The sequence below is a fragment of the Streptomyces sp. B3I8 genome, from assembly GCF_030816915.1.
Taxonomy (GTDB): domain Bacteria; phylum Actinomycetota; class Actinomycetes; order Streptomycetales; family Streptomycetaceae; genus Streptomyces.
Genome location: NZ_JAUSYN010000001.1, coordinates 289,632 through 297,687 on the forward strand (window position 1 = coordinate 289,632; position 8,056 = coordinate 297,687).

3 protein-coding genes and 1 pseudogene are annotated in these 8,056 nt (G+C 77.2%); 1 reads left to right on the top strand and 3 read right to left on the bottom strand.

Features of this window, described 5'->3' with window-relative positions:
• Positions 1–4: 4 nt before the first annotated feature.
• Positions 5–1,453 (top strand): RICIN domain-containing protein, encoded by a 1,449-nt coding sequence (locus QFZ64_RS01540; protein ID WP_307061461.1) that lies wholly within the window; start codon positions 5–7, stop codon positions 1,451–1,453.
• A 54-nt stretch (positions 1,454–1,507) separates the two neighbouring features.
• Here the strand turns inward: QFZ64_RS01540 and QFZ64_RS01545 are convergent, their stop codons facing one another.
• From QFZ64_RS01545 to QFZ64_RS01555, 3 genes and pseudogenes are all read right to left on the bottom strand, one after another.
• Positions 1,508–1,894, bottom strand: coding sequence for a hypothetical protein (locus QFZ64_RS01545; protein ID WP_307061755.1), 387 nt, complete (start codon positions 1,892–1,894; stop codon positions 1,508–1,510).
• A gap of 34 nt (positions 1,895–1,928) precedes the next feature.
• Positions 1,929–2,393, bottom strand: a pseudogene (locus QFZ64_RS01550) (type VII secretion system-associated protein); the annotation flags it as partial.
• A gap of 71 nt (positions 2,394–2,464) precedes the next feature.
• Positions 2,465–3,388: a type VII secretion system-associated protein gene (locus tag QFZ64_RS01555; RefSeq protein ID WP_307061463.1), complete on the bottom strand. Its 924-nt coding sequence runs from the start codon at positions 3,386–3,388 to the stop codon at positions 2,465–2,467.
• Between the last annotated feature and the right edge of the window lie 4,668 nt (positions 3,389–8,056).

An 8,056-nucleotide genomic window follows, 5' to 3' on the forward strand; every position in this document is an offset into this window, starting at 1 on the left:
GTACATGTCCGACCAGCAGCGCAGTTCCGGTGAGGCGTCCGGGCGAGGAGGCGCGGCCGCGCGTTCGCCCGGCACGCGGTCCGCGGCCGTCCGGCCGGGGGGTGACGACGAGGCCAGGGCGGTCTCGCCGGAGCGGGCACCCGAGGAGGGCGCCCGGCCCGGTGGCGCCGTCCCGCCCTCCGGGGCGCGGGACGGGGACGCGGTGGGCCCGGACGGGCGGTCCGGGGCCGGAACGGTGTCCGGTACGCGCACCGGCACGGCGTCCGGCACGGGCGGGGGCGCCCCCGCCCGCCGGGAGGTGGACCGGGCGGGTCCGACGGGGGCTCCCGCGTCCGCGTCCCGGGAGGCCGCGGGGGCCCCGGCAGGCGCCGCCGCCACGCCGACGGGCCCCGCCACCTCGGTAAGCACGACCGCCACCTCGGCAAGCACGACCGCCACTGCGGCACGCACCACCGCCGGGGCACCGGGGAGAACCGCCACCGCCACGGCCCCGGGGAAGACCGTCGCCACGACGGCGGGCGCGGCCGGTGCGGGTGGTGCCGTCGGCGCGGCCGGTGCCGTCGGTGGGCGGGGCGCGGGTGCCGTGGCGGCGGCGGGTTCCGGTGACGGTCCCTCCGGGCCCGACGAGAGCGGTCACGGGCCGAGGAAGCCCGTGCTGGCCGGTGCCGCGTTGGCGGGCGCGCTGCTCATCGCGCTGCCACTGCTGATGATGGCGACCAATGACGACAAGGACCACCGCCAGAAGGTCACTGCCGCGGGCGTCTCCGACACCGTCGTCGACGGCGGGGACTCCCCGGCGGGCGCCTTCGTGGCCGAGTCCCCGTCTGCGACGGCGACGAAGAAGAAGCGCGAGACGCCGGGGAAGGAGGCGGCGCGCGAGGGGCGGCCGGAGAGTTCGCCCGCCGCTCCCCCGGCCTCCGCCACAACGGGCACGGCGGCGCGGAAGCAGGCGCGGAGGAAGGCGCCGTCCACTCTGCCGGCCGTCCTGACGAAGGTGCTGATCAGGAACCACACGAACGGCACGTGCGTGGACATTCCCGGTTATTCCAGCGGTGCCGCCGACGGCCCGGTCATCCAGGCCGACTGCGACGGCTCACCGGACGACAACCAGCTCTGGAACGTGGAGAAGCGGTATGCCGGCGCGGGCCCGGGCGGGGCGCCCCTGTTCCAGATCCGCAACGTCATGGACAGCATGTGTCTGGACCTGCCCGACTTCGGGGGTGTGGACGCCGGCACCAAGGTCACGGAGTTCTCGTGCGACGGCACCAAGGGCGACAACCAGCTCTGGTGGCTGGACCGGCAGGCGGCCGGGAAGTACTGGGTGCGCAACGCCGCCGCCGGCAACATGTGTCTGGACGCCGACGGCCGTGACGACAGCACGCGCGACCTGCTGGTCTCGCCGTGCGCCCCGGAGAACCTGAACAACCACGAGTGGACGATCAGCCGTCCCTGACCTCCCGCTCCCGTCCGCGGGGTCCGGTCCGTCGGGCCGGGCCCCGCGGCGTTCTCACCCGGCGTCCGGCGCCTCGGCCGGCGTACCGGCCGGCACCCGCTCCCGGGCGGTCTCCCCGGCCGACGACCGCTCCAGGCGGCGCAGGTCCTCCGGCCCGGCGGGGCGCGGGGCCGGGGCGGACGGGGCCCGCGCCTCCTCCCGCGCGGCGGCCCGGTCCAGGTCGGCGACGGCCGCCCGTAGTGCCTGCCCGGTGAGGAGCTGGGCCACCGGGGCGGAGGAGCTGAGGAACAGCACCTCGCTGCCGTCGGGCAGCCGGTCCAGGAGGTCCGTCACCGGCATCACCTCGTGCGGCGGCAGTCCGTCCGCCGCCAGTCGCGGCGAGGGCGAGAACACCGGCACGGCGGGCGTGCCGTCGGTGTGCCTCGGTGACGGCCGGGGCACCGGAGCCGTCGACGCAGACGGCGACCTCGGCGTCCGCGAGGACGAGCGCGAGAAGTTCCTCGTGGTCGTAGCCGGTGGCCACGATGCGGGCCGCCGCGTCCGCGGGGCCGGTGGGCTCGCCCCAGCCGTAGGCGTCCGGTGACGGCCGGTACTCCGGGTTCACCTCCCACTCGACGATCTCGCCCTGCGGGTCGCTCCGCCAGCGGCCCAGAACGGCCCAGGCCGGCGGGATGTCGCCGTCGGCACCGTCCCAGTGCCGGTCCACCACCGACAGCCAGTGGTCCGGGGCGAGCCGGGCGGCGGTCACGAAGTCCTCCGGCGGCTCCCGGAAGCCCTCCTCGCCCCGCAGCACCGAGGAGGGGCCGCCCTGGGCGGCGGGCGCGGCCCCGGACGCGGGGTCCGGTGTGGTCCCGGGCAGCACGGGGCCGGGGCCGGATTCGGTGGCGATGACGGGGGCGGCCCCGGGCTCCTCGCCCGGCACCCCGAGGGGAGTGGTCATGCGGTCGGCTTCCTGTGCGGGTACGGAGGGGCGGGGGGCGTCGTCGTCCGCCCGGCCGGAGTGCGGGCGGCTCACTCGGCCGTCCCCGGTGCGAGGACCGCCGAGACCTCGTCCCCGGCGGGCCGTGCGCCGGGGGCCTCGTCGGCCGGTACGGGGCGGGAGGGTACGGCGGGTACGGCGGGTACGGGGTGGGAGGGCGCCGTCGGTGCGTCGCCGCCCGTGGTGGCCGGGCGCGTCGGGGCGGACGGCGGGTCCGGCGGGAAGGACGGCGTGTCCTCCTGCCCCGCCCGGCCTGTCGGCAGGTCCGGCAGGTCCGGCAGGTCCGGCAGGTCCGGCAGGTCCGGCAGGTCCGACGGGAGGGAGGTGTCCTCCTGGCGCGCGGACGTCTTCTCCAGGGCCGTGCGCTTCTCCAGGGCCGTGCGCAGTGCGCCGGTGCGGACCGTCATGCCGACCGGGCCCGACGGATTGAGGTAGAGCATGTGGCCGTCCGGCAGGCGCTCCAGCAGGTCCGGCACGGTGAAGAGCGCGTATCCGAGGCGTCCGCCCGCGTGCAGGTGCGTGGGTGAGGTGTAGACGGGGACGACGGCCTCCCCGTCGGGGGAGGTGGCGGAGAGCGGAGCACCGCCGGGGGCGAGCGGCACGGCCACTTCCGCCCCGGCGAGGGTCTCGGTCACCGCGTCCCCCGGCCCGTATCCGGTGGCCGCCAGCTGGACGGCCTCGTCGACCGGGTCCGTCGGCGCGGGCCAGTCCAGTGCCTGGGGCGAGGGACGGTACTCCTCGTTCGCCCGCCATTCCTCGATCTCGCCGTCCAGGCCGGACCGCCACTCGCCCACCACCGCCCAGTTCGGCGGGGTGCCCTCGCCCGTCCACGCCGGGTCGACCATGCCCAGCCAGTGGTCGGGGGCCTGGCGCGCGGCCTCCTTGATCTCGTCGGGGACGGGAGGATCGGCGTCCCCGGCCGTCCCGGTTCCGGACGTGGCCGTGTCGTCGCTCATGCTTCCTCGCTGTTCGGGTGTGCGTGTGCGTGCAGGATCCGGCGGAGGTCGTCCTCCGCGGAGGGGGAGGGTTCCAGGCCGCGGGCCCGGAACCATCGGGTGAGGTGACGCCGCAGGTCGTGCGGCGTGAGCGGTTCGCTGCCGGTGTCGGGGAGGACGGAGGGGCCGAGGGCCGCGAGGAGGCCGAGGACGTCCTCCACGCGGGCGCGGTGCGCCCGGAACCAGCGCGTCTCCTCGGTGTCCCCCGGAGCCGGCGGTCCGTCCGGCGGTGCCTGGCCGGCCGGGCGGTCCAGGAGGCCCAGGAGGTCCAGGGCGTGTTCGTCGGGGAAGCGGCCGTCGGCGGCGACGTGGGTGCGCAGCTCGTCCTCCGTCAGCGGCGCGATGCGCCAGTAGCGGCCCCAGCCGTCGGTGTAGTCGAGGTCGGCGGACTCCGCGGCGCCGTTTGCCCGCAGCTCGTCCAGGACGAGCTGTGAGGCCCGCATGATCTCGTGCAGGGAGTGGTGGCGGACCGGCAGCATCTCGGCCATCAGCGCGAGCCGCACCAGGCCCAGGTCGACGTCCACCCCCCACTGCTCGCGCATCTGCGCGGCCTGCCGCAGCAGGCGGTAGGTGGTGCCCGAGGTCCCGGCCCGCACCAGGGCTCCCGTGGCCTCGGCGGCGAGGGGCAGGGGGGCACCCATGGCGATGTCCCAGCGGCTGGCCCCGGGGATCCAGGGCAGTCCCCCGTCGGGCATCAGGGCGCGTTCGGCGTCGCTGAGCGGTGGCCGGACCTGTTCGCGGGTGGCCGTCACGCGCAGTGCCCTCTCCAGCTCGGCGAGCCGGGCGCGCTGCGCGGGGGTCAGAGCCGGTGCCTGCGCCCGCAGCCCCTCCCAGGCGGCGTAGGGCTCCGCGGGCAGGCGGAACGCGCGTTCCTCCTGGATCCGCGGCGGGTTGGGGTGGGAGGTGCCGAGCAGGTCGGAGATCATCCCCTCGGCCGTCCACAGCAGTGCCATCCGCTCCCGCAGGTTGCCGGACTCGACGACGGCCCGGTTCCGCTCGTGCGCGACGCCGACCGCGCCGTCGACCGTGGGGTCGTCGGAGCCCAGTTCCCGCAGGCGTCCTGCCGCGACGGCCCGGTCCCACACCGCGCGCACCAGCACGCCGATCTGGTCGTGGACCGCCGGGTGCTCGCCGAGGTACCAGCCCAGCCGCTCCTCGAACGCCTCGGCCTCCTCCCGGTAGCGCAGGCGGGCCCGGACCCGGTCGGGGACGCGGGCGGCGGTGCCCCGGGGGGTGTGCCGGGCGGCCATGTCCCGCAGCCGGCGCCGGACCGAGGGGGGCGCGGCGGTCAGCGCGCGTGCCACCTCGCGCAGCCGCGCCCCGGCCGGGTCGGCGCGTCCGACGCTCCAGTGGGCGCCGTCGTGGACGAGGAGCACCGAGGGCGCGTCCGGACCGGGGGAGCCGGAGGTGTGCACGGTCACCGTTCCCTCCGGTCCGGCCACGGCCACCGTCGCCCCGAGCGCGCGCGCCAGTACGGCCGCCAGGAGTTCCGCCGGCGGCTCGGTGCCGGTGTCCGCCGCTTCCTCCAGGAGCAGCCGCAGCCGCTGCGCGGGGCCGAGCGGCACCTCCGGGGCGGGCAGCACGTCGCCGAGCAGCGCTCCGTGGGTGCGCTGGGCGGCGGTGAGGGGGACGCCGAGCCGTTCCAGGAGGGCGAGCGGCAGGTCGCGGGTGGCAGCCAGAGGGGGCAGCGGTACGCCGGTCAGGTGCTCGTCGGTGACCGTGCGGGCCAGCCAGTCGCGGAAGGCGGCGGGACCGTCCGCCTCCGTGGCCGCCGGTACGCCGGGGGCCACGGAGCGGAGCGCCGTGTGGAGGGCGGCGAGGAGCGGCCCGGCGGGCCGGAGGGTGTGGGGGGTGCCGTCGAGCTCGGCGGTGCCGGGGCCGGTACGGCGGTAGGCACCGCGGGCCGTGGCGGGCTCGGCCGGCCCGGGACGGGCGGGGTCGGCATGGACGGGGCCGCCGGATCCGGCGTGACCGGGGGCGCCGGTGCCGGGGGCGGCGGGCGGGGCCGTGTTGCGGTACGCGGGCGCCGGGTAGGCCGGCATCTCCTGCAGCCGGTAGACGGCGTACCGCTGCCCGCTGTCCTCGTCGGTCTCGGTGTCGCGGTGTCCGATGCGCATCGCCGTGCCCGGCGGGTAGAGGATCTCGTCCTCCTCGATCCAGGCCGAGAAGGGGGACACGACGCGCGCCGTCGAGCGGTCGACGACGGCGAGCATGGCGTGCCGGTCCGGCGCGTCGTCCAGGTCGTCGCGCATGAAGTTCATGGCCAGGCCCGGGTCCTCCGTGGTGCTGCGGAATCGCGGCAGGTGGAGGGTGGTGCCGTCCAGAAGCGGGGTGTCCGGCGCGGGGCCGGGCAGGGGGCCGGGCAGGGGGCCGGGCAGCCAGCCGCCCCACCACACGGGGGCGTTGACCGGCGGCAGGATCCGCAGGGCCTCGACCGCCATGTCGACGTGGAGGGCGAGCGCCTCGAGGATCCGGTCGGCGGCGCGGTCCGCCCGGGACCGCAGGGGGGCCAGGTCCCGGTCGGGCGCGTCCGGTCCCAGTTCGACCAACTCGTCGATGACGGCGTCCAGTTCCGGGTCCGCGCGCAGCAGTTCGGGCAGGGCCGAGTCCTCGCCGAAGGCCTCGTCGCGCACGATCGCCCACACCTTGCCGCGGATCATCCAGCGGTTGACGGCCTCGCCCAGGCGCGTGCCCGACAGGTAGGCCTTGAACAGCTTGTGGTCCAGTCCGGTGTAGAGGTGCAGTGCGACGAGGTGGCTGCCGGTCAGGGTGCGCAGCGCGAGGCGGCCCTCCTCGCCGAAGCGTGCCAGCCACTGCGCGGCGACCTCGGCGCGTTCGGCGAGACGCCCCGGTACGTGGCCTCCCGTGAGGGTCGCGTCCAGCACCTGGCGGATGTCCTGGGGGACGGCGACGCCGTGGAAGGAGGTGAAGCGTGCCCGGCGTTCGTACACGAGGTGGTGGGGCAGCGCGCTGTGCACGGCGAAGGTCTGCTGGGCCCACTGGTGCAGGCGCGCGCCGTCGTGGGTGACCGCGGCGCGTTCCGTCGCGTCGCCCATGCCGGTCAGGTGGGAGGCGCGCACCGCCTCGGCCAGGGAGTGGGTGCCGGAGAGGATCGACCAGGCGAGCACGGCCCGGCGGAAGGCGGGCAGCCCCGCGTCGTCCGCGCCGACCGCCCGGTGGGCCTGCAGCAGCCACAGGGCCGGACCCACGCTGCCGCCGACGTAGCGGAAGCCCCGGTCGTCGTGCGCCATCCGGTACGCACCCCGCCGGCTCCCGCGCGGGTGGGGCGGGTGCGGGGAGGTGATGCGGCCGGGCAGGGTGCGGCACAGCGCCTCGGGGGCCGGGCCGTACACGGCGGCGCCGAGCGCCTGCACCAGCGGTTCCAGGCGGGGCTCCGCCCGCAGGAACCGTTCGACGGCGCCGGGGGCCGGGGCGGGCCCGCCGGGGGCGGGGGGCGGGAGGAACGCCCGGTCGGCCGCTTCGGTGCCGTGGCGCCGGGCCAGCGTGGCGTGGACGCGCAGGGCGACGTCGCGGACCTGGCGCACGTTCTCGGGGTCGGCGGCGAGCTTCGCCGCGACGGTGAACTCGAAGCGGGCGCTGAGCCCGCGCCAGTCCGGGCGGGCGTACAGCGAGGCGAAGCGCACCTTCCCGGGGGTTCCGGCGACCTGCCAGCCCGGCACGGACCAGGGGTTCGTGCTCGTGCCGCTCGCGGGGCGGGAGAGGGCGCCGGCGGACGGGGCGGGCGGACCGGACGTGGTGGGCGAGGTGGAAGGGGCAGGTGTGGCGGACGGCAGGCCGTACGGCACGCCCGCCCTTCCGGGGGGCGGCACGCGCAGCCATCGTGTGGGGCTGCCGTCCGCGGCCTCCAGCAGGTGGATCTCAGGGGCTCCGGTGCCGTCCCCGGGGGTGACGGCGACCGGGCCGGTGCCGAGGTGGACCTCCAGACCTGTGGCCTCGGCGATGGCCCGGGCCTTGGCGGTGACGTCCTCGGCGCCGTGGCCGGCGCCGAGGTCGACGGCGCAGGCGAGCACGGTGATGCTGGTGAAGCCGGCGGCGGCCGGCCCGCCGGCCAGGATGCGGCCCACCGTCTCCGCGCCGGCGCCGATGGGTGTGCCGTCGGTGCGCGCGAGGGTGAAGCCGCCGTCCGCGCCGTGCGAGGTCCAGAAGAAGGTGCCGCCCGCTCCGGTGGCGGGCAGGGCCCGGCGCGAGGCGACGCGTTCCCCGCCGGGGCCCCGGTGCCACTGGGTGTAGTGCGTCACCTGGTGCAGGCGGCCGTAGAAGGGGCTGCGCAGGGCCCAGTCCCGTGCGGTGAACGAGGCGCTGCCCACAGGCCGGCCGTCGTGCCGTATCTCCCGGACGACGAGGGCGTCCTGCGGCTGCCGGGGCTCGTGCCCGGCCCACGGCGTGTTCCACAGGTCGGGCTCGGGGTACGACGGGCCGGAAGGACCCGAGGGACCCGGCGCCGGGGCGGGGGCGGGGGCGGGCGGTCGTTCCTCCCTGAGCAGGACGTGCTCGTAGCGCAGTCCGCTGGCGGGATCGGTCAGTGTGCGGCGGGCGACGACGGTGTGGTCGGCCGGGGCGTGCAGGATCACGGCCGCCTGCTCGGGGTGGCGTGCGAAGACGGAGACG